The organism is Phenylobacterium immobile (ATCC 35973), from assembly GCF_001375595.1.
Classification (GTDB): Bacteria; Pseudomonadota; Alphaproteobacteria; order Caulobacterales; family Caulobacteraceae; genus Phenylobacterium; species Phenylobacterium immobile.
Window position 1 is genome coordinate 1,276,951 of sequence record NZ_CVJQ01000001.1, and the last position, 25,963, is coordinate 1,302,913.

At 66.6% G+C, this 25,963-nt stretch carries 22 protein-coding genes; 7 read left to right on the forward strand and 15 right to left on the reverse strand.

Annotation, left to right across the window (positions count from 1 at the left end; translation table 11 throughout):
• Positions 1-2: 2 nt before the first annotated feature.
• Positions 3-1,820, reverse strand: a complete 1,818-nt coding sequence (gene glmS / locus BN1313_RS06255; protein ID WP_091737916.1) for a glutamine--fructose-6-phosphate transaminase (isomerizing) — start codon at positions 1,818-1,820, stop codon at positions 3-5.
• 122 nt (positions 1,821-1,942) lie between these two features.
• Between glmS and glmM the strand changes: the two genes are divergently transcribed.
• The 4 genes from glmM (at position 1,943) to BN1313_RS06275 (ending at position 6,643) form a co-directional block, all read left to right on the forward strand.
• Positions 1,943-3,295, forward strand: a complete 1,353-nt coding sequence (gene glmM / locus BN1313_RS06260) for a phosphoglucosamine mutase (RefSeq protein WP_091737919.1) — start codon at positions 1,943-1,945, stop codon at positions 3,293-3,295.
• Between the two features lie 2 nt (positions 3,296-3,297).
• Positions 3,298-3,726 carry a hypothetical protein gene (locus tag BN1313_RS06265; protein WP_091737922.1) on the forward strand — a complete coding sequence of 143 codons (429 nt, stop codon included), beginning with the start codon at positions 3,298-3,300 and terminating at the stop codon, positions 3,724-3,726.
• Positions 3,727-3,885: 159 nt separating this feature from the next.
• Complete coding sequence (locus tag BN1313_RS06270; protein WP_141653087.1) at positions 3,886-5,196, forward strand: MFS transporter; 1,311 nt, start codon at positions 3,886-3,888, stop codon at positions 5,194-5,196.
• Positions 5,197-5,365: 169 nt separating this feature from the next.
• Positions 5,366-6,643 (forward strand): MFS transporter, encoded by a 1,278-nt coding sequence (locus tag BN1313_RS06275; protein WP_091737927.1) that lies wholly within the window; start codon positions 5,366-5,368, stop codon positions 6,641-6,643.
• Here the strand turns inward: BN1313_RS06275 and BN1313_RS06280 are convergent.
• The 5 genes from BN1313_RS06280 to BN1313_RS16835 form a co-directional block, all read right to left on the reverse strand.
• Positions 6,640-7,041 (reverse strand): hypothetical protein, encoded by a 402-nt coding sequence (locus BN1313_RS06280; RefSeq protein WP_141653088.1) that lies wholly within the window; start codon positions 7,039-7,041, stop codon positions 6,640-6,642. The genes BN1313_RS06275 and BN1313_RS06280 overlap by 4 nt on opposite strands.
• 70 nt (positions 7,042-7,111) lie before the next feature.
• Positions 7,112-8,659 carry a DHA2 family efflux MFS transporter permease subunit gene (locus BN1313_RS06285; protein ID WP_091737933.1) on the reverse strand — a complete coding sequence of 516 codons (1,548 nt, stop codon included), beginning with the start codon at positions 8,657-8,659 and terminating at the stop codon, positions 7,112-7,114.
• 12 nt (positions 8,660-8,671) lie between these two features.
• The gene (locus BN1313_RS06290) at positions 8,672-9,748 is read right to left on the reverse strand and encodes an HlyD family secretion protein (RefSeq protein ID WP_091737936.1); all 1,077 of its coding nucleotides are present in this window, start codon (positions 9,746-9,748) and stop codon (positions 8,672-8,674) included.
• Positions 9,749-9,785: 37 nt separating this feature from the next.
• A complete protein-coding gene (locus tag BN1313_RS06295; RefSeq protein WP_245620113.1) occupies positions 9,786-10,949 on the reverse strand; it encodes an efflux transporter outer membrane subunit in 1,164 nt (387 codons plus the stop codon).
• Complete coding sequence (locus tag BN1313_RS16835; protein WP_245620114.1) at positions 10,886-11,209, reverse strand: hypothetical protein; 324 nt, start codon at positions 11,207-11,209, stop codon at positions 10,886-10,888. The genes BN1313_RS06295 and BN1313_RS16835 overlap by 64 nt, the downstream gene beginning before the upstream one ends.
• A gap of 103 nt (positions 11,210-11,312) precedes the next feature.
• Between BN1313_RS16835 and BN1313_RS06300 the strand changes: the two genes are divergently transcribed.
• Positions 11,313-11,942 carry a TetR/AcrR family transcriptional regulator gene (locus BN1313_RS06300; RefSeq protein WP_091737939.1) on the forward strand — a complete coding sequence of 210 codons (630 nt, stop codon included), beginning with the start codon at positions 11,313-11,315 and terminating at the stop codon, positions 11,940-11,942.
• On the opposite strand, the gene BN1313_RS06305 is transcribed toward BN1313_RS06300, so the two are convergent.
• On the reverse strand, positions 11,924-12,445 hold the full coding sequence (locus BN1313_RS06305; RefSeq protein ID WP_091737942.1) for a glycine cleavage system transcriptional repressor: 522 nt from the start codon (positions 12,443-12,445) through the stop codon (positions 11,924-11,926). The two genes, BN1313_RS06300 and BN1313_RS06305, sit on opposite strands and share 19 nt — an antisense overlap.
• A gap of 28 nt (positions 12,446-12,473) precedes the next feature.
• Entirely contained in the window at positions 12,474-13,130 is a 657-nt protein-coding gene (locus tag BN1313_RS06310; protein WP_091737945.1) for an HAD hydrolase-like protein, read from the reverse strand.
• Positions 13,131-13,244: 114 nt separating this feature from the next.
• Here BN1313_RS06310 and BN1313_RS06315 point away from each other — a divergent pair, with 114 nt between their 5' ends.
• Both BN1313_RS06315 and lldD read left to right on the forward strand, forming a co-directional pair.
• Positions 13,245-14,612, forward strand: coding sequence for an aromatic ring-hydroxylating oxygenase subunit alpha (locus BN1313_RS06315; protein WP_091737947.1), 1,368 nt, complete (start codon positions 13,245-13,247; stop codon positions 14,610-14,612).
• A gap of 23 nt (positions 14,613-14,635) precedes the next feature.
• Positions 14,636-15,778: an FMN-dependent L-lactate dehydrogenase LldD gene (gene lldD / locus BN1313_RS06320; RefSeq protein ID WP_091737950.1), complete on the forward strand. Its 1,143-nt coding sequence runs from the start codon at positions 14,636-14,638 to the stop codon at positions 15,776-15,778.
• Between the two features lie 8 nt (positions 15,779-15,786).
• Here the strand turns inward: lldD and BN1313_RS06325 are convergent, their stop codons facing one another.
• The 7 genes from BN1313_RS06325 to BN1313_RS06350 all read right to left on the reverse strand — a co-directional run bounded on the left by BN1313_RS06325 (position 15,787) and on the right by BN1313_RS06350 (position 25,737).
• Entirely contained in the window at positions 15,787-16,230 is a 444-nt protein-coding gene (locus tag BN1313_RS06325; protein ID WP_091737953.1) for a hypothetical protein, read from the reverse strand.
• Positions 16,231-16,327: 97 nt separating this feature from the next.
• A complete protein-coding gene (locus BN1313_RS06330; protein WP_091737956.1) occupies positions 16,328-17,629 on the reverse strand; it encodes a UDP-glucose dehydrogenase family protein in 1,302 nt (433 codons plus the stop codon).
• 114 nt (positions 17,630-17,743) lie between these two features.
• The gene (locus BN1313_RS06335; protein WP_091737959.1) at positions 17,744-18,733 is read right to left on the reverse strand and encodes a methyltransferase domain-containing protein; all 990 of its coding nucleotides are present in this window, start codon (positions 18,731-18,733) and stop codon (positions 17,744-17,746) included.
• Complete coding sequence (locus BN1313_RS06340; protein ID WP_176695923.1) at positions 18,733-22,137, reverse strand: glycosyltransferase; 3,405 nt, start codon at positions 22,135-22,137, stop codon at positions 18,733-18,735. Before BN1313_RS06340 ends, BN1313_RS06335 begins: the two co-directional genes overlap by 1 nt.
• Before the next feature lie 315 nt (positions 22,138-22,452).
• Complete coding sequence (locus BN1313_RS16510) at positions 22,453-22,623, reverse strand: hypothetical protein (RefSeq protein WP_176695924.1); 171 nt, start codon at positions 22,621-22,623, stop codon at positions 22,453-22,455.
• Positions 22,624-22,685: 62 nt separating this feature from the next.
• Positions 22,686-24,626, reverse strand: a complete 1,941-nt coding sequence (locus BN1313_RS06345) for a hypothetical protein (RefSeq protein ID WP_091737965.1) — start codon at positions 24,624-24,626, stop codon at positions 22,686-22,688.
• A gap of 34 nt (positions 24,627-24,660) precedes the next feature.
• Positions 24,661-25,737 carry an FAD-dependent oxidoreductase gene (locus BN1313_RS06350; RefSeq protein ID WP_091737968.1) on the reverse strand — a complete coding sequence of 359 codons (1,077 nt, stop codon included), beginning with the start codon at positions 25,735-25,737 and terminating at the stop codon, positions 24,661-24,663.
• Between the last annotated feature and the right edge of the window lie 226 nt (positions 25,738-25,963).

Sequence of the window (25,963 nt, forward strand, 5' to 3'; positions counted from 1 at the left end):
CCCTATTCCACCGTCACGGACTTGGCGAGGTTGCGCGGCTGATCGACGTCCGCGCCCTTTTGCACGGCCACGTAGTAGGCGAGCAACTGGATCGGCGGGGCGTAGACCAACGGCGCGAGAAGCGGGTCGCAGGTCGGCCCGATGATCACCTTGGCGCCCGCCGGCGCGAGCGCCGCGCCGGCGGCGTCGGTGATGAGGATGATCGGGCCGCCGCGGGCGGCGACCTCGCTCATGTTGGACATGGTCTTCTCGAACAGGGGGCCGGAAGGGGCGATGACGATCACGGGGGTGGCGGCGTCGATCAGGGCGATCGGGCCGTGCTTCAGCTCGCCCGCAGCGTAGCCCTCGGCGTGGATGTAGCTGATCTCCTTAAGCTTCAGCGCCCCTTCCAAGGCCAGGGGGAACATCTCGCCGCGGCCGAGGTAGAGGACGTCGCGGGCCTTGGCCAGTTCGGGGGCGAGCGCGCGCATCTCGGCCTCGACCCGGGTCGATTGGGCGATCAGGCGAGGCACTTCCCGCAGCAGGCCCGACAGCCGCGCGGCCTCCGCCGCGTCGATACGGCCGCGGGCGGCGGCGGCGGCCACAGCGAGCGCGGTCAACGCCGCGAGCTGACTGGTGAAGGCCTTGGTGGAGGCGACGCCGATCTCCGGCCCGGCGTGGGTCGGCAGAAGGACGTCGGCCTCTCGAGCCATGGTCGATTCATGGACGTTGACGAGGGCGGCGGTGGTTAGGTCGGCGGCCTTGCACCAGCGAAGCGCCGCCAGGGTGTCGGCGGTCTCGCCTGACTGGGAGACGGCGATGGCCAGTGTTTTCGACGACAGGGCCGGTTCGCGGTAGCGGAACTCCGACGCGGTCTCGACGTCGCAGGGCAGGCCGGCCAGGCGCTCGAACTGGTAGCGGGCGATAGCGCCGGCGTAGCTGGCCGTGCCGCAGGCGACGATCTGAATGCGGTCGAAGGCCGCGAGGTCCAGGCCGTTCGGCGCCGTGGCCAGGCCGGAAACCGGATCGATATAGGCCGACAGGGTGTGCTGGCAGGCGTCCGGCTGCTCATGAATTTCCTTCTCCATGAAGTGCCGGTATTCGCCTTTCTCCACCAGGGCGGCGGCGGCCGAGACGAGGCGGACGGGGCGGTTGGCGAGCCGCTGGCCTGCGTCGAAGATCTGGGCTTCCCCCGCGCGGATCGCGACGTAGTCGCCCTCCTCCAGGTAGCAGATGCGATTGGTGAAGGGCCCGACGGCCAAGGCGTCGGACCCCAGGAACATCTCGCCGTCGCCGTAGCCCACCACCAGCGGGCTGCCGCGACGCGCGCCGAGGATCAGGCCGTCTTCCCCTTCGATCAGGGCGGCCAAGGCGTAGGCCCCGGTCAGCCGGTCGAGGGTCGCCTTGAAGGCCGCCAGGGGCGCGAGACCCGTCGCCAGCTCCGAATCGAAAAGGTGGGCGATCACCTCGGTGTCGGTGTCGCTCTCGAACACGCGCCCTTCGGCGGCGAGCGCGGCCTTCAGCTCGGCGAAGTTCTCGATAATCCCGTTGTGGACCAGGGTGACGCGGCCGGCGCGATGGGGGTGAGCGTTGCGTTCGGAGGGCGCACCGTGCGTCGCCCAACGGGTATGGCCGACGCCGACCGTGGCCTCCAGCGGCGACGCCGCCAGCACATCTTCCAGGGCGCGGATCTTGCCAGCGGCGCGGCGGCGCTCAATGCGACCGCCAACCAGGCCGGCGACGCCGGCGCTGTCGTAGCCGCGGTACTCCAGCCGCTTCAGGCTGTCGATCAATCGCGCCTGCACCGGCGCCCGCCCGACGATCCCGATGATGCCGCACATGGGTTTTGGCGTCCTTTATGGTAGACCGGCGAACCATCGGCCTCAGCGCCGCTTTAGCATTGGCGAAAGCCCAGTCGACTAAATCTGAGTTTCCGAAGGTTTCGAGTCCCTAAAGAGCCCCCATGAGCAAACGCGCCTATTTCGGCACCGACGGCATTCGCGGCGAGGCCAACCGCTATCCCATGACCGCCGAGGTCGCGTTGCGCGCCGGCATGGCGGCGGGCAAGTTTTTCATGTCCAAGGATGAACGTCGCCATCTCGTGGTGATCGGCAAGGACACGCGGCTCTCCGGCTACATGATTGAGCCGGCCCTGGTGGCGGGCTTCACCAGCGTCGGCATGGACGTCCGCACGCTCGGGCCGATGCCGACGCCAGGGGTCGCCATGATGACCCGCTCGCTGCGCGCCGATCTCGGCGTGATGATTTCAGCCTCGCATAACCGTTACTCCGACAACGGCATCAAGCTGTTCGGTCCCGACGGCTACAAGCTTTCCGACGAGCAGGAGTTGGAGATCGAGGCCCTGATGGACGAAGGCCTGGACGAGGGCCTGACGGGCCCGACCAAGCTTGGCCGCGTCGTCCGCATCGACGACAGCCAGGCGCGCTATGTCGAGATCGCCAAGGCGACCTTTCCGCGGGGTCTGAGCCTCGCCGGCCTGCGCGTGGTGATCGATTGCGCCCATGGCGCGGCCTACAAGGTCGCGCCGACCGCCCTTTACGAGCTGGGTGCGGAGGTGATCCCCGTCGGGGTGTCGCCCAATGGTTTCAACATCAATGAGGAGGTGGGGTCGACCCATCCCTGGGCCATGGCCCGTCAGGTCAAGGAATACCGCGCCGACATCGGCATCGCGCTGGATGGCGACGCCGACCGCCTGGTGATCTGTGACGAGAAGGGCCAGATCGTCGACGGCGACCAGATCATGGCGCTGATCGCCGGCCACTGGGCCGCGCGCGAGCGGCTGACCGGCGGTGGCGTGGTGGCCACGGTGATGTCGAACCTGGGACTGGAGCGATTCCTGAATGGTCGGGGGCTCAGCCTAGAGCGTACACAGGTCGGCGACCGCTATGTTCAGCTGCGCATGCGCGAAGGCGGCTTCAACGTCGGAGGCGAACAGTCGGGCCACGTGATCCTGTCGGATTTCTCGACGACGGGAGACGGCCTGATCGCGGCCTTGCAGGTGCTGGCGGTCCTGCGCGAGACCGGCCGGCCGATGAGCGAGCTGGCGCGCCAGTTCGAGCCGGTTCCGCAGAAGCTGGAGAACGTCCGTTTCGCCGCCGGCAAGCCGCTGGAGAACGCCGCGGTCCTGAGCGCCATCGCCATGGGTGAACAGAAGCTCAACGGCTCCGGCCGGCTGCTGGTCCGCGCTTCGGGCACCGAGCCGCTGATCCGCGTCATGGCCGAAGGCGACGATGAAGGCCTCGTCGACCAAGTGGTCGCCGAGATCGCCGGCGCCGTAAAGTCCGCCGCAGCCTGACCATGGCGCATTGGTATCCGGACGACGCCGCCATCGAGCGCGTCGCCCGGGGCATGATGGACCACACTCTGGCGAAGGACGCCTGGACGCACGCCGCCCATTTCGCCGCCTGTCTGTGGTTGCTCGACCAGCCGGCGGAGATCCCGCTGGAGGCGCGCATGCCCGACTTGATCCACGCCTATAATGTGGCGGTCGGCGGCGTGAACAGCGACACTGCGGGCTATCACGAGACGATCACCCTGGCCTCGATCCGCGCCGCGCGCCGCCATCGTGCGCAGGCGCCAGGGCCGTTGCACGAAAGTCTCGACGCTCTGATGGACGGCGCCCTGGGCCGATCCGACTGGCTGCTCGCTTACTGGCGGCGCGAGACCCTGTTTTCCGTGGCGGCGCGCCGAACGTGGGTGGACCCGGATTTGAGCCCGTTGGCCTAGGCGTGGTCGGATTCGGCCAGGGCCAGACGTCCGTGATGACGTGATCGGCCGCAGGCCGTCTCGCACGGCCGCAGCGTTGACAGCCTATTCCTGCAATGGAAGGAACCGCGGCCTCTGCGTGGCCATGGTTGGCGGCGCGACGGCGTAGAAGGCTGATCCGTGTCTGGAGCAGAGGCTCAAAATCCGCAGCCGCCCGAAGCTATCCAAGACCCAGCGTCCCCTCAACAGCTGGTCGGCGAACTGCCCCGGTCGACCCTGATCCTGTTGTCCTGCGTCTCTCTGACCAGCGGCATCGGCCATTCCGGGATGGGGTCGGTGCTGCCGGCCATCGGCCGTGAAATCGGCTTTCCCGACCCGCTGGTCTCGGCGGTGTTCAGCCTCTCGGCCTTCTGCGGCCTGATCTTTTCGCAGGTCTGGGCGCGCCAGGCCGACATCCGCGGCCGCAAGCCGATCATCCAGGTGGGCATCCTGGGCTTCGTGCTGTCCATGGGCGCGTGCGGCGTCGTGGTGGGCGTCGGCCTGCTGCACGTCCTGCCGACGATGACGATTTTCGGCATGTTCCTCTTCGCCCGGACATTCAATGGGACCATGGCCTCGGCTTCGCCGCCCGCGACCCAGGCCTATGTGGCCGAACGCACGGCGCCCGAGCGACGCACCCAGGCGATCGCGTCCCTGGCGGGCGCGGCCGGCCTGGGGACCATCTTTGGGCCTTTGCTGTCGCCGATTCTCGTCGGCACGCCGCTCAGCCTGGCGGGCCCGATGATCTATATGTCGCTGGCGGCTCTGTGCATGCTGTTCGCCGTTCGACGCTTCTTGCCGGAGGACGACCGGGCCAAGCGCTTTCGCGAGAACCGCAGGGCCGGCGCCGACGCCAAGGTTGCGGCCAACACCCGCATCGGGGTCGGCAAGGTGCTGGCCGATCGCGCCGTGCGGCCATTTCTCCTCTGCGGCGCCGTCGTGTCGGTCTGCGCGGCGGCCATGGGACAGACCATCGGCTTTGTGATGATGGACAGGATCGGCCTCTCGCCCGTGGCCTCCTTGCCCTACATCACCGCGGCGATGTTCGCTGGCTCGGCCTGCGCCGTCTTTGGTCAGTGGGTGTTGATCCCGTCGCTGAAATTCCCGCCGCGCAAACTCTTGATGCTGGGGAGCTTCATCGGCCTTTGCGGAGGGCTGGTGATGGCCATTGGCGGCGGGCATCGCGCCGCCATCGCCGGCTTCGCCTTGGCGAGCCTGGGTCAGAGCCTCGCGATTCCTGCGATCGCGACAGGCGCTTCGCTGGCGGTCAGCCGCGACGCCCAGGCCTCGACAGCGGGCCTCATCGCCTCCATGGGCGGCGGCGCTTACCTGACCGCGCCGCTGGTCGTCTACCTCTATGGGCAGATGGAGCGTGCGCCTTTCATCCTGACCAGCGTGGGCATGGCGATGGTCTGCGGCTACACGGTCTGGACGGCCCTGAAGCGGCGCTAGGCGCTGTTTTGTGAGCAGACGCGTAAGAGTTGAGCGACCACGACCTCGGCGGCGGCGCCATTCCGGTGACGAAGAACGCGTCGCGTTGACAGCTTCGCCTGGCGATGGAACGAGCCGCCCACTGCGCGGCCGTGGGCGGCGTTGCGTTCCCCTGCGTAAAGGTTGAGCCGTGTCCGAAGCCGAGGCTCAGAGTTCGCCGCCAGAGCTCCCGCGACCGACCTTGATCCTGCTGTCCGGCGTGTCGCTGATGGGCGGCGTCGGCTACGCGGGCATGGGATCGGTGATGCCGGCCATCGGCCGCGAGCTCGGCTTTCCCGATTTCATGGTGTCGGCGGTCTTCAGCCTGTCGGCGCTGTGCGGCCTGATCTTCTCCCACGTCTGGGCGCGACAGGCCGACATTCGCGGTCGCAAGCCGGTGATCGAGATCGGGGTCCTGGGCTTCATTCTGTCGATGGGCGCCTGCGGCGTGGTGGTTGGAATCGGCCTGCTGCACGTGCTGCCGGTCATGATGATCTTCTGCATGTTTCTGTTCGCGAGGACCTTCAACGGCACCATGGCCTCGGCCTCGCCCCCGGCCACGCAGGCCTATCTGATCGAGCGCACGACGCCCGAGCGGCGGACCCAGGCTATTGCGACTCTCTCGGGAGCGGGGGGGCTGGGCACGATCATCGGGCCGCTGGTCACGCCGCTGATGGTGGGCACGCCGCTGGGCCTGGCCGGGCCGATGATCTTCCTTGCGCTGGCGGCCATGGGCGTGTTGTTCGCCATTCGTCGCTATCTGCCGGAGGACGAATACGCCCGACGTTTCCGGACGCGCCGGCAGGCCGGCGACCTCAGCGCGCCGACTGGACACAGCACGCGCGTCGGATTGAAGGCCGTCCTGGCGGATCGCGCGGCGCGGCCGTTCCTGCTGTGCGGCCTGATGGTCATGCTCTGCGCCGCAGCCCTCAATCAGATCATAGGCTTCGTCGTGATCGATCGTGTCGGGCTCTCGCCCATCGCCTCGCTGCCCTACATCACGACCACCATGCTCGCCGGCTCAGTCTGCGCCGTCTTCGGCCAATGGGTGCTGATCCCGTTCCTCAAGTACCCCCCGCTGCGGCTGCTGATGCTGGGCGGCGGTCTCGGCATCGCCGGCGCGCTGGTCATTGTCGTCGCCGGCGGTTTCCCCGCCGTGGTCGTGGGCTACGCCTTGATGAGTCTGGGGCAGAGCTTTGCGTTCCCGGCGGTCTCCACGGGCGCCTCGCTCGCCGTCAGCCGCGAGGCCCAGGCCTCCACCGCGGGCGTCATCGCCTCGATGGCGGGGGGCTCCTACCTGACAACGCCTGCGGTGTTGTTCCTCTACGGCCATGTCCATAGCGCGCCGTTCCTGCTTATCGCCGTCGGCATGGGCGCTGTGGTGGGCTTTACGGTCTGGGCGGCGCTCAGGCGGCGCCAAGGTCTCTAGTTCTGGGCGAACCGGGCCCGGCGTCCGCGATAGCCGCCGAAGTTCCCGCGGGTGTCGCTGACGCTGACGGCCACAGCGGCGTTCTGGCCGATCGGCTGGCAGACTGAGGCGCCGACGCTGCGATAGCCGCCGGTGCCGACGCCGACTTCGACGACTCCATGCGGCTTGGTCTCGAGCGTGCCGTCGTCCCTGACGACCTGCGGGCCGCACAGGCCCATGGCCATGCGCTGCGGCTCGGGCATCGGCTGGTCCAGCGACGTTATCGGACCGATCGCAGCCTCTTCGGAGGGCGGTGCGGCGGGCCCGGAGGTCGGCGCGGTCATGATCGCCTCCTGGGCCAGCGCGGCGGCCGGCGCGAGAAGGAAGAGGGCGGCGGCCGTCAGGATCGTTACGCGCATGGCTATCTCCAGGAACAGCGCCATCTGCGCAGCGGCCGATGTCGAGAAGATGTTCCAACCACGGCCCCGTTTAGTCCGCGCCGACCGCGTGCTCGCTGGGTTGCGGGCGTTTGACCATCCAGACGAGCGGGACGAGGGCCAGGACCAGCCACGCCGAGACCCGGAAGAAATCGATCGTGGCCAACAGATAGGCCTGGTTCACCGCCAACTGGGCGACGCTGGCCGTGGCCTGTTGGGCGCTGATGCCCATGGCCTGGAGTTGCGCGACCGCGGCGCCGAACGCCGCCCCGGTCGCGGGGATGATTTCGGCGAGGCGCGTCTGATGGACGGCGGCGTCCTGGTCCCAGATCGTCGTCACCATCGAGGCGGCGAAACTGCCGGCCGTGAGACGGCAGAAGTTCGACAGGCCCGAGGCCTGCGGCACCTGGTCCGGCGGAACGCCGTTCAGCGCCAGGGTGATCATCGAGACGAAGAAGGTGGCCATGGCCGCCCCCTGAACCAGCATAGGCAGAGCCAGCGCGTAATAGTCGGCGTCGGTGGTGTAGAGCGAGCGCATGTAAAAGGAGAGCGCGAAGGCCGCCAGCGAGAAGCTGGCCGTCAGGCGCATGTCTATCTTGCCCATCACCCGGGCGACGAAGGGGGTCAGGAACACCGCGACGACGCCGGCCGGCGCCGCCACAAGCCCGGCCCAGGTGGCCACGAAGCCCATGCGGGTCTGCAGCCACAGCGGCAGGAGCAGGTTGGAGCCGAAGAAGATAGCGTAGCCCAGGCAGAAGGCGATCGTCGGCAGGAGGAAGTTCTTCGACTTGAACAGCGACAGATCGACGATCGGGTTCTTCTCGTTCAGCTCCCAGATCAGCCAGGCGACGAAGCCGATCGCGGCGATCACGCATTCGACGACGATGGCCGGCGAGGAGAACCAGTCGGCCTCCTTGCCGGTGTCCAGCATCACCTGGAGCGCGCCGACCCAGACCAGCAGCAGCATGAAGCCTGCGCCATCGACGGGAATCTTGCGGGTCGGCGTCTCGCGGCTGGCCGTGTTGCGCCAGCAGATGACGGCGCAGAGGATGCCGACCGGCACATTGATCAGAAAGATCCATTCCCAGGCGACGTTGTCGGAGATGTAGCCGCCGAGGATCGGGCCGCAGATCGGCGCGACCAGGGTCGTCATCGACCAGATGGCGAGCGCCGTGCCGCGCTTCTGCGGCGGGAAGATCATGATCAGCAGCGACTGCGACCCTGGGATCATGGGCCCGGAGACGGCGCCCTGGATGATCCGGAAGATCACGAGCGAGGGCAGGTCCCAGGCGATGCCGCAGAGGAACGAGGCGATGGTGAACAGCACCACGCTGGCGACGAAGGTCTTCACCACGCCGTAGCGGCCCATCAGCCAGCCGGTCAGCGGCACGGACACACCGTTGGCCACGGCGAAGGAGGTGATCACCCAGGTGCCCTGGCTGGAACTGACGCCCAGGTTGCCGGCGATGGTCGGGATTGAGACGTTGGCGATCGAGCCGTCCAGCACCTGCATGAAGGTGCCGAGGGCCAGCGCGATCGACGTGATCGCCAGGGTCACCCCCGTCATCGGGGGCGGTGAGGTTCCGGATGAGTCAGCCATTTTGGGCCAGCCTCAACGCGCGTCGCTGATGTCGATCTTGGCCTTCATGGAAAGGCCGACGCGCAAGGGATGTCGGACCAGTTCACGGGGATCGAGGTCGATGCGCACGGGCAGGCGTTGGACCACCTTGATCCAGTTGCCCGAGGCGTTCTGCGCCGGGATCAGCGAGAAGGCCGAGCCCGTGCCGCCGGCGAAGCCGAAAACGCGGCCGTGAAACTTCACGTCGTCGCCATAGAGATCGGATACGAGCGTCACCGACTGCCCGGGGCGCACCTTGGTCAGCTGCACTTCCTTGAAGTTCGCGTCGACATAGGCCGCCTGGAGCGGCGCGACCGACATCAGAGGCGCGCCGACGGCGACCTGCTGACCGACCTGCACCTGCTTGCGGGAGATGACGCCGGTGGTTGGTGCGCGGATCACGGTGCGCGAGAGCGCCAGTTCGGCCGCCTCAAGCCGCGCGCGCGCGCCGACGATGTCGGGGTTGTCGATGGTCGCGCCCTTGATCATGACGGCGTTGGCCTGGCGCTGGCCCTGGGCCGACTTGAGGTTGGCTTCGGCCTGAGCGAGCGCGGCTTCGGCGGTGGCGGCGCTGTTGCGCGCATTGGTCAGTTCTTCGCCGGAGACCGCGCCGGAGCCAGACAGTCGGTTGCGGCGGGCGAGGTCGAGGCGGGCCAGTTGCAGGTCCGCGCGGGCCCGGGCGACGTCGGCCTGGCGCGCGCCGACCTGGCCGCCGAGCGCATCGTCATTGGCCTGGAAGCCGGCGACCCGCCGCTCGGCCTGCCCCAGGGCGGCGCGCGCTTCGGCGACGGCGATGCGGGCGTCGGAATCGTCGAGGATCAGCAGGGTGTCGCCCTGTTTCACGGTCTGGGTCTCGCGCACCAGGATCCGGGCGACAGGTCCGGCCACCAGGGGCGTCACCTGGGCCACTTCAGCGCCGACATAGGCGTTGTCGGTCTCGACCGTGCGGCCGCCGAACAAGAGCTCGTAGCCGCCCCAAAGGGCGACGCCGGCGACGACGACCCCGCCCAGGATCATCAACTGGCGGCGACGCGGGTTGGCGGCCGGTGTTTCTGAAGACGCGTTGCCCATGGAAGGAGCCTCGGGAGAAGAAACGGAGGGGGGTGATTCAGCCGGCCTGGAAGCCGCCGCCGAGCGCGCGGACCAGGGCGACGTCGAGACTGAAGGCGCGGGCCTCCAGGTCGGCGAGACGCCGGCGGCGCGTCAGGAGCTGTTGTTCGGCCTGCAGCAGGGTCGAGTAGGTGGAAAGCTCGCCTTCGTAGCGAAGGCGAGCAATGCGGTAGGCGTCTTCGCTTGCGGCCAGGGCCGCCCGGCTATCGGACAGCTGGGCGGCGAGCGCAGTCTCGGAGGCGACAACGTCGGCCACCTGGCGGAACGCCTCGGCTACGGCGCCGTCATAGGCGGCCACGGCGCCATCGCGATCGGCGCGGGCGCCGCTTAGCCCCGCGCGCAGGGCCCCGCCCTCGAAGATCGGCAGGCTGATCGCAGGGCCGACGCCGCCGATGTCCGAACCGGCGTTGAACAGGCGGTCGACGTGCAAGGCCTGGGCGCCGATGAAACCGGCGAGATTGACGTTGGGATAGAAGGCCGCGCGCGCCTCACGCATGCGCGCGGCGCTGGCCTCGGCGCGCCAGCGGGCGGCGGTGACGTCTGGACGACGGCCGACCAGCTCGGCCGCGATGGCGGGGGGCAGGCCGAAGGGCTTGAGGGCGGCGGGGGGCGGAATCGTGATCGCCAGGCCCCGATCGGGGCCAGCGCCCAGCAGGGCGGCGATGCGGTTGCGGGTCAGTGCGATCTGTTCGTCCAGGGCGGCCAGGTCGGCGCGGGCTTGCAGCGGCTCGGCCTCGGCCTGGCGCTGCTCGCCGCGGGTGTCGAGACCGTTGGCCACGCGCTGGGCGACCAGAGCGGCGGTCTGGCCCTGGAGGTCGACGGCGCGCGCGGCGATCTCGCGTTCCGCGTTCAGGCCGGCGAAGTCGGCGTAGGCGGCTGCGACCCCGGTGGCCAGCATCAACCGCGCCTCGGCGGCCTCGGCCTGGGCGGCGCGGGCGTCGGAGACGGCGGCCGCCACGGCGGCGCGGTTGCGCCCCCAGAAGTCCAGCTCCCAGGCGAAATCCAGCGTCAGCCGGCCATAGCTATTGTAGCCGCGCGGGACGAAGTCCGCCGGGATGCCGTTGTTATAACTCTGCTTGGCCTCCTGAACCGAGCCGTTCACGCGGACGGTTGGGAGCTGGCGCGCGCGGGTCTGGCCGGCGGCGGCTTCCGCTCGGCGCATGCGGGCCTCGGCCTGGGCGAGGGTAGGCGAACCGGCAGCGCCTCGTCGATCAGGCCGTTCAGCTGGGCGTCGCCATAGGCGGTCCACCAGCGGTCGGCGGGCCAGTCAGCGTGTGGAGCGGGGAGGCTACGGGCGGTTTCGTAGGCGTCAGGCGCCTTGGCTACGCGGGCCGGCGCGTTTGCCGGCAGGCTCGCGCAGGCGGAAAGGGCCGCCGCCGAAAGGCCCAACAACAGGGCGACCTTTGGGAATGTACGCAACATGGCGAGCCTTGGTCCAACCGTACGGTACGGTCATATTGCGCTCTTACGCCCCATGAGTTAGCTTGGTCAAGCTGACCGTACCGTACGGTTTGGAGATTCTCAGATGACGGCTCCGGCCAAGCCCGCCCGCCTCGACCGTGACGCCCGCCGGGAAGTGATCCTCGACGTCGCCCAGGGCGTGTTCCTAGAGGATGGCTTCGCTGCGGCCTCGATGTCGACGATCGCCGCGCGGCTGGGCGGGTCCAAGGGCACGCTCTACAATTACTTCAAGAGCAAGGATGAGCTGTTCGAGGACGTGGTCCGCCGCCATTGCTTCTGGCGCCAGGAGGCGTTGTTCGGGGACCTTGATCCGGGGCTCGGCGCCGAGACCACCCTGCTGCGCCTGGCGGCGACCTACATCCGCATCACCTTGAACGAAGAGACCATGCGCAGCCTGCGGCTGGTCATCGCCGAGGTGGAGCGTTCGCCGCAGATTGGCCGCAGCTTCTATGAGGAGGGCCCGAAGTTCGGCGCGGATCGTCTGGCGACCATGATGGCCGACTGGATGGGGAGCGGCGACCTGGAGGCGGATGACCCGCTGGAGGCCGCCGAGTTCTTCCTCGGCCTCTGCAAGGGCCGCTTCTACATGCCCCGGCTGCTGAATTATTCGCCGGAGCTGACGCCGGCGCAGGCCATGGCCGCCGCCGAGAAGTCGGTCCGCGCCTTTCTGAAGATCTACGCCAAGGCCGGCTGAACGGCGACGTCCACCATGATCTCGCCCGAGATGGCTTCCAGAGCGACCTGAACCTCGTCGCTGGCGAGGCCGGCCGGCAGGCTCAAGCGCGCTTCCATGTGGAACAAAGGCGCCCCGGTCTGCGCCTCCAGGCTGAGCCGCGTGTCGAGGGCCTCGATATTGGCGCCGAGATCACTCAGGAGCGCGGTGACTTGATGGACAATGCCGGGGCGGTCATGCCCGACCAGGCTGAACTGGATCGCGGGCCCCGCAGGCGCGGCGACGGCGATGGCCGGCGCGATCCGCACCTCAAGGCCCTGAGAATCGACGGCCTTGACCGCGGCGCGCAACCGCTCGACTCCCTCGGCCTCAACCTCGACGAGCACCGAGCCCACATACAGCCCGCCCAGTTGGCTGAGATGGCTCTCCAGCCAGTTGCCGCCCGCGCCCAGCACCGCCGCCGCCAGCGCCTGCGTCAGCCCCGGCCGGTCGCTGCCGGTGACGTTGAGGATCAGGGTTTCCATTGGCGTTTCGTTACACCCAATCGCGGCGTCAGCGAATGGGCGCGGGCGCCCAGAGCGCGTCGGCGCTTTCCACGATCATCGCCGCGCCGGCCGCCTCCAGTTCGTCGCGGCCGCCGAAGCCCCAGAGAACGCCGATGGTCGGGATGGCGTGATGGGCCGCGGCGATGACGTCGTGCTTGCGGTCGCCGACCATGCAGACATCGCTGGGCTCCAGGCCTTCGGCGTCCAGGATGTGGGCGATCAGTTCGGCCTTGTTCTCGTTTCGCCCGTCGAGCTCGGCGCCATAGACTCCGGAGAGGTAGGGCCGCAGGCCGAAGTGGTCGACGATGCGGGCGGCGAAACCATGGAACTTCGCCGTGCAGACAAAGAGCTGCGCACCGCGGTCCTGATGGTGGCCGAGGGCCTCGGCGATCCGCGGATAGACTACCGCATCGTACAGGCCTCGTTCGGAATAGCGTTGTCGATAGAGGCGTAGCGCCTCCAGCGGATCGGCGCGGCCGCCCAGCAGTTGGGCGAAGGACTCGCGAATCGGCGGACCGATCATCCAGCGCAGGTCGGCGTCTTCCGCGACATCAACGCTCAGGCTTGCGGCGGCGTGGCGGAAGCTGGCCAGCATGCCGGCCGCCGGATCGACGAGCGTGCCGTCGAGATCGAGAAGCAGGGCGCGGCGTGAGCGGATAGGCATAAGCTGGGCCTAGCGAACTTGCAGGGCCCTGTCAGCCGCTCGCGAAGTTGGGCGGTTGTGTTAGCGTCCAGCCAAGACGTCCGCCAACAGGACGCGACGGGAGGACAACGCGCCATGAAGATCGAACTCGAGCAGAGCTTTGATTTCCACCAGTTCGTCGACACGAAGAACGGCACGGTCGGCCGGGCCATCTTCGCCGACCAGGCGATCTACGAGATGGAGCTGGAACGGATCTTCGCCCGCGCCTGGAACTTCATGTGCCACGAAAGCCAGATCCCCAAGCCGGGCGATTTCTTCCTGAGCTTCATCGGCGAAGAGTCGGTCATCGCCACCCGCGACAAGAAGGGCGAGCTGCAGGTCCTGCTGAACTCCTGCCGTCACCGCGGCAACGCGGTGTGCCGTGCGGAGTCAGGCAACGCGCGCTCGTTCCTCTGCACCTATCACGGTTGGACCTACGGCCTGGACGGATCGCTGATCGGCGTCCCCGGCTACAAGGATTTCTACCACGAGCAACTCGACAAGTCGCAGTGGGGTCTGGTGCGCGCCGGCAAGGTCGCCAGCTACAAGGGCTTCGTCTTCGCCACCATGGATCCGGAGGCGCCGGACCTCGAGGAGTATCTCGGGCCGGTCGGCCGGTTGGGCATGGATTTCATGGCCGCCCGGGGCGAGGTGGTGATGTCCGAGGGGGTCCAGAAGAATATCGTCGGCTGCAACTGGAAGCTGGCCGCGGACAACATCTTCGACTGGTACCATGTGGACATCAGCCACGCCTCCAGCATCCAGGCGATGTTCCTGGAGATGGGCCAGGCGCGCGAAGGCGTGTTGAGCGTCGAGCCGCAGAACATGCGCCGCCACCGGGTCTCGATCGGCGAATATGGCCACGCCATCGGCGGCCCTCGGATGTCTGAGGCGGACATGGAGCTGCTACGCACCCGCCATGTCGAGATGCCGAGCTTCGACGCCTATGAGGACCGAGGCTGGATCGGGACGCCTGAGGTCCAGGCTCTGCTGGGCGCCGAGGAAAGCCGGCACTACGGCCACCCGCACATCTTCCCCAACATGTGGATTTCGACCGGCGGCACCCAGATCGCGCTGCGCCTGCCCAAGGGGCCGGGCAAGACTGAGGTCTGGTGGTTCTCAATGCGCGAGAAAGACGCCAGCCCCGAGCTCGAGGCCGCCCGGCGCGGGCAGCATATCCATGTCTTCGGTCCGGCCGGCATGTTGGAACAGGACGATGGCGAGAACTGGGACCAGTCGACCCGGACCATGGGCGGGGTGATCGCCCAGCGCTATCCGATCAATTTCCAGATGCGTCTCGGCATGGACGAGGTGAAGCGCACTGAAAAGGGCGTGACCTATATGGACGCCACGGTGAGCGAACACGGCCAGCTCTGGACCTGGACCTGCTGGGCCGATTGGATGAGCGCTGAAAACTGGGCCGCGCTTAAGGCCAAGCACACCGTCGTGCCCGACAGGTTCTGAGGGGGCGACGCAGAGGAGATCAAGTGAAAGCGGCTGCGGTCTCCGACTATCGCGAGCTGGCGCGCCGCCGGCTGCCGCATTTCCTCTTCGAATACATCGACGGGGGTTCCTACGCCGAGGCGACCCTGCGCCGGAACGTCGCCGACCTGGAGGCGATCACGCTTCGCCAGCGGGTGCTGAAGGACGTCTCGTCGATCGACCTGTCGACTCAGCTGTTCGGCCAATCCCTGGCGATGCCGGTCGCCCTAGGTCCGATCGGCCTGGCGGGTTTGTACGGGCGGCGCGGCGAGGTGCAGGCCGCACGCGCGGCGCAGGCCGCCGGCGCGCCCTTCACCCTGTCGACCATGGCGGTCTGCGCCATCGACGAGGTCGCCGCGGCCGGCGTCGGGCCCTTCTGGTTTCAGCTCTATATGATCCGCGACCGCGGGTTCATGCGCGACCTGCTGGCCAAGGCGAAGGCGGCGGGCTGCTCGGCTTTGGTGTTCACCGTCGACCTGCCGGTCCCGGGCGCCCGCTACCGCGACGTCCGCTCTGGCCTGGCGGGCGCGCCGGGGCTGGCGGGCGGCCTTCGCCGATTCGGTCAGACGCTCGCCCGGCCGGGCTGGGCCTGGGACGTCGGGCTGAACGGGCGCCCGCACAGCCTGGGCAATGTCGCGCCCGTCCTGGCCGGCCAGACCGGGCTGGAGGACTTCTTCGCCTGGATCCGCGACAACTTCGACGCCGCGACCACCTGGCGCGATCTCGCCTTCCTGCGGGGAGCCTGGGACGGACCGATCATCATCAAGGGCGTCCTCGACGTCGAAGACGCGCGCGAGGCGGCGCGGTCCGGCGCCGACGGCCTGGTGGTGTCTAACCACGGCGGCCGCCAGCTCGACGGCGCCCTGTCTTCAGCCGCGGCGCTCCCGGCTATCGCTCAGGCGGTGGGCGACCAGATCACCGTGCTCGCCGATGGCGGCGTGCGTTCCGGCCTGGATGTGGTGCGGATGCTGGCGCTGGGCTCCAAGGGCGTGCTGCTGGGGCGCGCCTGGGCCTATGCGCTGGCCGGTGGCGGCGGGGCGGGGGTCGCCCATGTGCTGCAGCTTATCGAGGCGGAGATCCAGGTGGCCATGGCGCTGACCGGCGTGGCGCGAGTCGGGGACATCGGGCCGGATATCCTGGCCGGCTGATCGGCGATTTAGAACGCGCTCTCGTACTTGTCGTTGATGTTCACGTTGAGCACGCCGACGCCGGTCGCCGAGACGTAGAGGTCGAAGGTGAAGAAGACCGGGGCGCCTACCGTGTAGAGCACCCAGGTCTGGCGCTTTACGCCAGGGGCGAAGACCTTCTCGTTGGCGAAGGACCAGTGGGTGATCGAGCCGTAGAAGTTAATGTAGGTCGCGGCCGAATTCGTCAGCTTATCGGTGGCCGCCGGGTTCTTCTGCATCAACGGCGTCTGGATGAAGAGCTTGGCGGTGGCGTCAGCTGGGTAGCCGCTTTTGAGCGTCTGGAAATAGCCCTCGATAAGCTGGGCCTCGGGCCCAGGCCGTGTAGCCGCGACCGCCGGCTTCGCGGCCTGGGCGAAGGCGGACTGGGCGTACAGGCAGGACAGCGCCGCCGCCGCCGCCGCTATCGATTTCATGGACGCCAACCGCACCCCCGCCGTCATCCCGGGCAGGCGCGCTGCAGCCGGGATGACGAAACTATTGCGTCGGTCGAGCCAGGTCTACGCCTCTCCCTCAGGCCCGTCCGATGGAGGAGTATTCGAATCCCTTGGATCGGACGTCTGCGGGCAGGTAGATGTTTCTGAGGTCGACCAGGACGGGCTTGTTCATGAGGCCCTTGAGGCGGGCGAGATCGAGGGCCCGGAACTGGTCCCACTCGGTGATGATCACCAGGACGTCGGCGCCGTCGGCGACCTGGTAGGCGTCATCCTTGAAGTCGACGTCAGCGAGCATGCGCCGGGCCTCATGGCCCTCGGGATCGAAGGCCTGGACCTTGGCGCCGGCGGCCTGCAGGGCCGGGATGATGTCCAGCGACGGCGCATCGCGCATGTCGTCGGTGTTGGGCTTGAACGTGACGCCCAGCACGCCGACCGTCTTGCCGGCGACGTCGCCGCCGAGGGCTTGGACCACCTTCTCGGCCATGGCCTTCTTGCGGTGGTCGTTGATCTCGACGGTGGCCTCGATCAGGCGGGTGGGCGCGCCGGCGTCGCGGGCGGTCCGCACGAGGGCCAGCGTATCCTTGGGGAAGCACGAGCCGCCGTAGCCGGGGCCGGCGTTCAGGAACTTGCCGCCGATGCGGCCATCCAGGCCGATGCCGCGGGCGACCTGCTGGACGTCGGCGTCGACGGCTTCGCAGAGGTCGGCCATCTCGTTGATAAAGGTGATCTTCATGGCGAGATAGGCGTTGGCCGCATACTTGATCAGCTCGGATGTGCGCCGCGCGGTGAAGACGATCGGCGTCTCGTTCAGATAGAGCGGGCGATAGAGCTCGCGCATCACGCCTTGCGCGCGCTCATCGGTGGTGCCGACGACCACGCGGTCGGGACGCTTGAAGTCCTCGATGGCGGCGCCTTCGCGCAGGAACTCGGGGTTGGAGATCACCGCCACGTCGGCGTCGGGCCGCACGCGCTTGAAGATCGCCTCGATCTCGTCGCCGGTGCCCACGGGCACGGTGGACTTGGTGACCACCACGGTGAAGCCGTCGACGTAGCCCGCCACTTCCTCGGCGGCGGCGTAGACGTAGGACAGGTCCGCATGGCCGTCGCCGCGACGCGAGGGCGTGCCGACGGCGATGAACACCGCATCGGCCTCACGCACGGCTTGCTCAGCCTCGGTGGTGAAGAACAGCCGGCCTTCCTTGACGTTGGTCGCCACCAAAAGGTCCAGGCCCGGCTCATAGATCGGGATGCCGCCCTCCTTCAGGCGCGCGATCTTGCTCTCGTCCTTGTCGATGCAGGTCACCACGTGACCAAAATCAGCGAAGCAAGCCCCGCTCACCAGACCAACGTAGCCCGTGCCAATCATCGCAACGCGCATAGATATTCCCCCGACTTAGCGTCAAACACACAAAAGGGCGCGAAAGGCGCCGATGAGCAGCCGGCAGGCTGCATGAAAGGAGGCCGAGGCGTGTGTGCGCCCCGGCCCTGTTTATTAGACGTCGTCGCGACGGCGAGCTTCGACAGTAACCGATTTCACCAGCAGTTCGTCGTCGGTGAAGCCGTCGAGCGACCGGCGCAGGCCATGGGTCAGCCGTTCGGCGATGGCCTTCTTCTCGCGGACGGGCGTCCACGTCTTGATGTCGAAGTAGCGGTCGATGATCTTTCGCAGCTGCGAAAGCTTCACGCGGTTGAAGTCAGTCGCGAACTTATGGTCGGCCGGCGGATCGAACAGGGTGTGGCCCCAGTCCATGTTCTGCACGTGCTCGGCGTTCTGCGGATCGAAGTCGGCCGGCCCCTTGGGCTTGCCTTGGTGGCCGGACCAGCTGTGGAAATTGTGGTGGACGAAGGTGAGCTCGCCGCCGGACCGCAGGGCGCGATGCAGCTGGGAGAACAGCTTTTCCGGATCCGGGTGGCTGGCTGTCATGGAGCCTTGCACCAGGATCAGGTCGAAGCTGTCGCGCGAGGTGGTTTCTTCAGCCCGCATGTAGGTGACGCCTGGCACCAGGCGCACGACATCGGCCATCGAGAACGGCGTTGAGACGCTGGTCTTCAGGCGGCGGTTACGCAGGCGCTTGCGCATCGGTTCGATGTTGCGGTCGATGCCCGTGTAACTGTTGGCGCCAAGCGCGCGAAACACGGGGCCGTGCAGCGACGAGCCACAGCCGAGATCAAGGATATCGCGTCCGTAGGCGGTCTTTCGCAGTTCCATCGGCCAGGCGAGGTAGCCGAGGTCGACCGCCGTATCGAATACGCGCGCGACGGAAACATGGTTGCGCGGCTGGACGGGGCCGTTGTTGAACACATGTGTGAAGAACAGGTCTGAGCCTGTCGCTGGCTGGCGCAGCTTCAGCGCCATCTCGGCGGATGCGGCCAGTGCGTCCGCATCCGGCAGCGGCAGCGCCGCGCCCGCAGTCTTGTCGCCCTCTAGAACATCGCCGCCGTCTTGCGATCCCGAGTCCATCGTCTTCTGCCGCCCCGCCATTACGCAATCATCCTCGAAATAATAGACTTGTAAGAAAGAAGCATCTCATTGTAGCCCGTCAGCTTCCAGAACGCCTTGTGAGCATTCGCTGACATCTCTTTGAGAAGATCTGGCTTCTTCACGAGATCTGTGAAGTATGATTTCCACGAATTCATGTCGTTGTAGTCGTAGAGGAAGCCTGACTCGCCGGGCCGCACTTGCTCCACAACGCCCGCTACGGGTGTCGACAGCACCGGCAGGCCGAAATACAGGCCTTCCACAACACTTCGAGGGTAGGCTTCCGAGTTCGAATTCATCAAGAACAGATCGGAGGCGATGTAGTAGGGCGCGACCTCGTCGGTTGCGTTCACCACCATCACCCGGTCACGGATCGCCGCGGGCAGGGCGTCATAGCCCTCCATGAAGCCCGCCAGATGCGAGTTCTGCACGGCGCCCAGGAAGATGATCCGCGCCTTGTTGCGCACTGCTGGCGGCAGGGAGGCGAAGGCCTCCAGGATTTCGCCCTGGCCTTTGCGGAGGTTGATCGTGCCGACGCAGATCGCCACCACGTCATCAGCGGGGATGCCGAACCGCTCGCGCGCCTCGGCCTTCGTCAGGGTGGAGGACTCCACGAACCGTTGCGGCGAAATACCGTTGGGGATCACCGAAACCTTGCCCTTGAAGGGCTGGTCATCCCACGTCTTGCGGCTGGCGTGCGCGACGAAGACGATCTCGGGCGCTTCCGTCAGGCCGGTCACAGCGGCCAGGCGCGCATCGCCGCGGAAATAGGAGAACCGCTCCTCATAGACATAGGATTCGCGGGCGATGCAGGCGGCGGGAATTCCGAGGTTCGTCGCGAACTTCACCAGCGGGGCCGACTTCACCGTATTGGCGACGACCGCTTCGATCTTGTTGGTCTTCAGGAAGTCCGTGAAGCTTTTCTCGATCGCCACGTACTTAGTGTTCAGCACCTTCACCACGTGATTGGCGTTTGTATCGAACACCTCCACGGCGATGCCGGCGGCTTGATACTGTTCGAGCAGCGGACCGCCGCAGGCCGAGTAGACAAAAGGTTCGATGTCGTGCTCGCGCAGCCCCGAGAGGAGTTCGAACAGGCTCCAGGGCGCGCCTTCGCCCAGGGTCATGTTGTGGCTGACAAAGGCGATGCGGCGCTTCCCTCCGGCGAAGGCCGCCTTGCTGAAGGTCTGGTCCTTGAAGGTCGTCGCATAGACGTCGGCGATCGCCTCCTCGCCGAACTGGCTGGCGAGATAGGCCTGCACGGCTTCGACGTATTGCTCGCGACCGCCAGGCGCCTGCAGGACAGCCATGGCCTGGTCCACCGAAGCGTCATCGCTGACGAGGGCGAACTGCTGGCCGGTCGCGTCGATGATCTCCCGCGTCGCTGGCGAGCCGACCACCAGGGTCGGGAGGCCGTGCATCATGGCCGCCACATAGCGGTTGGGGCTCTTGGCCTGTTCTTCCTGGTCATAGGCCACCACGCACAGGCTGGCGGCTTCGAAGCCCGCCTTCATGGCCTCCATCGACCAGTCCTGGCAGAACGGGTGGAAGTCGGGGAACTTCTTGAAGAAGCTCCGTCGCGAGACGATCAGCGGCGTATAGCCATGCTGGTCGCGCAGCCGCTCGATAATGGGCTGGGCGTTTTCCCAGTTGCCGCGGTCGGGGTTGCCATACCACAGCACGACTTTCGGTTCGGCGGGGCGCAGCGGCAGTGGCGTCGTCGCGCCATAGTCGGCTGGCTCCGGCACGTATTTCACCGGCTTGTTTTGCACACGGCTGGCGATCTCGGCCTTCATTTCGCGGCTGGGCACGATGATCAGGTCGGCGCGCTCGCACAACTGCTCGAAGCGCTGCTGCGAGTGAATGTTGGGCTCCAGGTGCTTAAAGACGCGCGGGTTCTCGTAGTACTTGTCGCACACATCGTAGATCAGGAACTGCTTCGGATTGGCGTTCAGCTTCTCCAGCAGGTCGTCGGGGCACATCTGGACCACGACCACGATGTCGGCGTCCTCCGCGTAGCCGCTGACGACGTCGAACTCTTTGTTGTCCTTGAGGAATTGCGCCGGGTAGTGGGCGCGCAGGCGCGAGGAGCCGAATTTCTCCGCCGGCTCCCAGAACGGCACGAAGGAAACCTTCTTCTTCTTGGGCGCGGGCTTCGGCTTGGCCTTGACCACGTCGTCGATGACCTTGCCGTAGGCTGCGGCGACGACATCCAGGCTGTGGTGCTGCTCGGCGAACTGACGGCCCATGTTGCCGATCCGCCGGCGCATGCGCTCGTCACGCTGCAGCATGGCGATGGCTTCGGCGAACTCCAGTTCGTCGCGCTCGCGGATCAGGACATTGCGACCGTCGGTCAGCAGTTCGCCATGATAGCCGGAGTGGACTGTCGTGATCACCGGCACGCCGGAGGCCAGCGCCTCCATCAGGACGTTCGACGTGCCTTCACGGCCCGGGCCCACCGGGTGAATCAGGGCGTCGATCTTGTGATAAAAGTCCTGCTGCATCCGGTCGTGCGGGATCTGCTTACCGGCGCCCTTGGAGGTCATGAGCAGGCGCGCGCCTACGCGGGCCGCAGCAGCCTCGGCGATGGCGAAGCCTTTGACCTCGGCCTCGGCGCTGGACTTCATGCTGGCGGCGAAGCCGACGGTGAAAATGCCGTCCTTCGGCTCGCTCGACGGCTTCCACGCCTCCAGATCGACGGCGTTGGGGATCAGGTGAACGTTGGGGTGGGCTCGGGCCGCCCGCAGGTAAAGCTCTCCGTTCAGCGCGATGATGGCGTCGAACTTGGCGAACGCTTCGCGCATCTTTTCGATGTCATCGCCGAACATGGTGTCGAGCGGCCTCGGGCCGCCAATCCGCAGCACCGACTTCTTGGCGTCGACCTTGTAGCGATCGGCCACCTTCGCGTCGAAGTAGACGGCCACGTCGCTGGCCCCGGTGTCGGCGATCTTGTGGTCGTAGCCCGCAAGCCGGCTGGAGAGCCGTTTGGCGTTGTTGCCATAGGCCCATTGGATGTTGTCGGCGGGACCGATCACCCAGTTGATAAGCTTCTTGAGCGCCTTCGCCTTGGCCGGGGCGGCGACCGGCGCAGCGAGGGCTGCGCTGGGCGCGGCGAGGGCCTCGGGGGAGGCGTAGACAACCTGGGGGCGAGCCGCGTTGGTCTTCGAGACCTCAAGGAACTGTTCCAGGATGTCGGCGAGCCGCGACATCATCCGGTTCTGCTGGTTCAGTTCGATAGACACGCGATCGACGGCGCTGAGCACGTCGGCGAGCCCCGCCTGGCGCATGATCAGCTCCGCCGCAGGTGTATTGGCGGGGGCGTCGTTTGGCGTTGACAGAGGGGTGTCGGTCTCGTCCGCGGTCGCAGGCCGGGTAATGAGATCAAAGGGGCGATTTCGCTTCAGCATTTCGCTCACCATTGCCGTGGTTCAAGGCAGCTAAAGCACGCGTTCAAGCCCACTACAAGCGCACGCCCCACGCATCGCGGGTTCATTTCGCACTTGCACAAAAGTGAAGTTTTAGAGGCCACTAGCTTTCCTCATGGCGCAGCTAGCGCCAGACCGAACTTTCACCCGCATATGAAGCGGATCGCGGCTCTCTTAGGAGGAAAACTTTGCGCTTACGTGAACAACCGGCAGGCTGACCGGTATTTGCACAGACCGGAGGTCGCGGCGCCGAGGGTGAAAAGTTTATTGTGCGGCGCAACGTCGCGCCGCCCCGCCTCAACGTCGAAAGAGACCGAAGAGGGCCTCGAATGGCCAGCGGATCAAGGCCCAGATCAGCAGCAGGATCGAGAGCACCAGGCGACGCAACTCGTCGTTGCCCAGAACCATCGAAATCAGGACGATCGCGGTGCCCAGAATGGCGGGCACGATGAACATCAGCATCTGCATGGCGGCTACCGTTCCGCTTTCTGAATAATCCGCGGCATCAGTTCTGCGCCGCGCCTGTGGGGTCAAGCCCGCGTCTTGACGATCGGTTCGATCAACCGGCGCATCGCCGACATCCACCCGGCCTTGTCAGCGGGATCATCTGCGACTGGTGCGCGCTCAGCCGGCCAGCGGCGTTCTATCCAAGCTGCGCATTCTTCCGCGAAGGCCTGGGGATCGATGTCGAAGTTTCCGGAAAAGTTGCGCCCGTTCATCAGTTCCGACTTCTCGTCGGTGTCGGTGACGAGGCTCTGCGGGAAATAGTCCGAACCGATGGCGGCTTCGCGGACGTTGGGCAGATCGTAGAGCAGGAAGTCGTTCTTCGTGCTGGCGTGGTTGCTGGTGAACACGAGCCCCCTCGCGTTGACGATCCATTTGAACTTCGCCAGGCCCGCGCCCCAATGGGTGATGAAGCCGTCAGTCCAGCGGCAGGCCGCGATGCTGGCCGACACCGGCCGCCCAAGGGTGTCGAAACAGGCGATCTGATCGGCCAGCGGCCAGATCGCCTCGCGGAACTGGTCGACGATGCCGCGTTCCACTTGCAGGGAATGAGCTTCCGCCGACTCTGTGCCGGTCTTCAGGCCTTCTGTTGCGCTAAGGATCGGCCGCGCGGTGCCGCCCACGTTGTGGCCATCGAACACGAAGACCGCCTTGCGCCCGGCCTTCGCCAGCAGCTGCGCCAGCGCGACGTAGCCTTCGCCCTGTCGCAGCCAGCAGCGGTTTTCCACCCGCAGGCCGATCATCAGCCTTAGCGGTTCGCCCGGCGCGCCGCCGGTCAGGCTCTTGGCCAGATCGTCGAGCGCCTGCACCATCGGCGCTTCGCTTGTCATCGACATGCCGACGATGCGATCGGCCAGGCTGGCTGGAATGAACTTCCCGGCCGGTCGAAACGAGGCTTCCTGATCTCGAAAGGCGCTGAGCAACCAGTCGGCCGCCGTCGCCCCGCGAACGACGCGTCCCTGCCAGTCGGGATACAGGACTTCCAGGTCCCCGTAGTGTTCGGCCTGGGTGCCGGCGACGTAGATGTGCGCGATCAGCGCTGGATCGCAGGCCTTGCGGACATTCTCGATCGAGGACAACTCGTTCCAAAGGTAATGGCCGATGTGGTACTCATAGGACTGCAGCGCCAGCGCCTTGATCGGCTGGCTCAGGTAGCGCGCCAGGTCGTCACGGAAAACCAGCACCCCCAAGAGCTCTCGCGCGCAGAGCGCCGCCAGCTTGGATTCGCGACCGCCCCACTCATTGGCGTCGCCGACAGCCACGCCGTCACGGGGGAAGTAGGCCGCGGACATTCGCCGATAGCGACCCTTGGCCAGGCGCAGGAACGGTTCGCCGTCCAACACCGAAGGAATAAGGGTGGAGAACATCTGGAAGCTGAAGATGTGCATCCCCGGCTCTTCCAGGGACTTGCGCCCAGACGCCTCGAACTGAGCGCGCACATATTCGGCGCTCATATAGCGCGGACCCAGCAGCGACTTGTGCAGAACGCCAGCCAGTTCCGCCGAACGTGGCTCGGTGTCAGGCGGCATGGGTTGGCCGTAGGGCGCGACCACGATGCGAAGCGCCTCGGCGATGATCGGCAGGCAGGTGCGATCCTCGATCATGGCGTCGAACATCAGGCAGCGAATCTCGAACGCTTCCTGGCTGAAAGGGCCCGCGTTCGCGCCGTCGTCGTCCAGCAAGTTGGAAAGGCTGGCCACCCAGGCCTTGCCGTCTTCCGGGCTCCAGGCGGGGGTCTTGGAGCGCACGCCCTCGGTCGTGAGGTGCCACAGCAGGGTGCGCTTGCGCGCCTTATCGTGAAGGACGATGGCGTAACCCAACTCGTGACGGAGGGCCGCGTAGACCGCCCAGGCCGCGCCCAGGACCGGCCCCACATAGGTCTGGGTGGCGACGACCGAACCGTCGCGCAGAGAGCGCATCTCCAGGACGTCGTCCGAAAGCGAGGCCGCGAACACTTCGAAAGTCACGCTTCAGTCTCCCTTGCCGCCCGCGGGCGTCTTCCTAGTATCCCATCGCCGTTGAGCGGATCGTCCCGAAATCGCTGATGTCACGTTCCAGCAGGCCCAGGACCCGTTCCGACGCGGTGAAGATCGTATCGATCTTGCCGGACATCACCGAGATGATCCGGCCTTCCTTCGACACCGAGCAGGACCGGTCGTCAGAGGCGCCCTGAGGTTTGGTCTTGATGGACCGCTGTATGTCGGCGAACTCGAAGATATCCTCGAAGTCGGGAATATATTCGGCGATCTGGGCTTCCATCTGCGCCTGCTTGCCGAAGACGAGGTTCTTGTCGACGCCGTTGCGGACGGCCACCGCTTCCGCGGCGGTGTTGAACTTGCCCAACGGGGTATAGGGCACGCTCGACAGGGTGAAGATCTCACGATCTTCCGTCGGGTACACAGAGCAGAGCGGGCCATCCACCAGGGTGAAGGCGGGGAAGGCCTGGCCCGGCGTCTTGAGGCGATAATAGAGCAGCAGCGTCGGTTCATAGATGCACGGCTGGCTGGGCTTGATCAGATGGCCCCAGGTGCAGTCGATGGCGTAGTCGAATTGTTCGCCATCTAGATAGACGCCCGTGGCGTCTTGCCGGACATCGCCGATCTCCACCCCAAAGCGGATGCGCTCGCCCAGGCGGGCGCGGAAATAGGCGCGCGCGCGTTCATTCACCAGCACCCGTTCATCGGTCAAAACCATACCGTCGACGTTGGTCACCGGGATGCTGGCGCTGTGGGTCTCCATCAGGTCGACACCGGTCGACGTCATGATGATCCGGTATGTGGCGTAGTCGATCAGCGACTTGCCCGAGGCCACCGCATAGAGGTTTTCCTCCACCGGCCGGCTGAAGTCCGGATAACGGTCGGTGAACCGCAGGAAGCCGTCGCGTGACTGAATGCGCGTGCGATGGTGGCGGGCGTAGTGGAAGCCCAGGTGAAGGCGGAACTGATTGTTGCCGGAGGCTTCGCTCAGCACGTCGTCGTTGCGCTCGAAGATCGAGACGTCGAAGCCAAGCGCCACCAGGGTGGCGCCCAGATGGCAACCATACCAGCCCGCCCCGATCACTGCGATCTTGTGAGTCATGCTGGCGCCCCCACCCTGAAAAAAAGATAAGCCCGTGTAACGACTTCATAGGCTGAACGACAGCCTCGCAACCGCGGCAATTTCACAGAAGCACGACATTTTTTCAGGTCGCCCCTTCAAAAGGCGCGTGCGGCCCATCTGACGCAGGCGCGCTGAAAGCCCGATCAAAGCCGGGTCGCCACGGCGTTGCGGCGTTGCCCGGCGCCGCCTTCTGTGCTTCCTCCGC